We start from the raw sequence: 958 nt of genomic DNA, 5'->3' as shown, positions 1-958 counted from the left end.
GTGCGGGGGGATTGTATCAACTGTCTCATTAAATTCCTCAGCGCCAGTTAAAAAATCAATGCTTCTATATAATACAGGCCGAATTCTCTCTTATTCCTTATTAGGGGCTGTAATGGGAACAGTAGGTTCTTTTGTGGATGTTGCAGGTAAATTTGCAGGGGTTCAAGGATTGGCATCCATTATTGGCGGCTGTTTCTTGCTGCTCTGGCTTTGGCGGAGATTTCAGCTGCCGCTCATGAACCGATTGTCTAGCTTTCTGCACAAAAGATTAGTAGGCGGTGCTTCTCGCTCTGCTAAGCAGGAAACGTTCCATTTGCTCGCAACTGGAATAGCCTTCGGATTTTTGCCATGCGGCTTAACTTATGCGATGCAAATGACGGCAGCCTCCACTGGCTCAGGACTTGAAGGAGCGGCTGTCATGGCTCTGTTTGGGCTATCGACTTTCCCTGCTTTAGCGGCTGCCGCTTCGATCGCTGCTTTTGCCAATAAGAAATGGCGGCGATTTATGCGTAAAGCAAGTGTAGTCACGGCGATTGCTGTGGGTGTCATCTCGATTTTGCGCGGGCTTGCGGTGAATGGTGTCATTCCGTCGATTAATCCATGGCTTTGGTAATTTGCTAATGAACCGCTCGCAGTAATCTGTCGATGGTATACGTTTGGTCAACCGTCTTGAGTGTTAGAGTCGCTTTCCATGTGCCAGCCATCAGTGGTACGCCTTCGCCCGTATATGTTCCAGGATCAGCTTCCGTCATTTTAAACTCGTAATCGCCGCAAACCATATMCATCATCTCAAGCTTGACTGATAGCTCAGCTCCTTGTAATGGGGCGCCTGAGAGATCAGTAAGCTCGATTTTAAATAAGTTGTTGTGAAGCACCTTCGCTGGATAACCATCGATGGACCATTTAGCTTCGCCTTTGTCGAATACATGTTCAGTCATAGGCGGCGATAATTCTTCGC

2 protein-coding genes are annotated in these 958 nt (G+C 47.8%); one reads left to right on the top strand and one right to left on the bottom strand.

What is annotated here, in order from left to right; all coding sequences use genetic code 11:
- Positions 1-613 (top strand): sulfite exporter TauE/SafE family protein (locus AC1DSE_RS35805; protein ID WP_477529186.1); only part of this gene is annotated, 613 nt, incomplete at its 5' end.
- A gap of 4 nt (positions 614-617) precedes the next feature.
- Here the strand turns inward: AC1DSE_RS35805 and AC1DSE_RS35800 are convergent.
- Positions 618-958: FixH family protein (locus AC1DSE_RS35800; protein ID WP_477529185.1), on the bottom strand; the 341-nt coding region annotated here is incomplete at its 5' end.

It is taken from the genome of Paenibacillus sp. 01L418 (assembly GCF_056400045.1).
The sequence above is the reverse complement of the archived record's forward strand: the minus strand, read 5'-3'. Positions and strand labels throughout refer to the sequence as shown.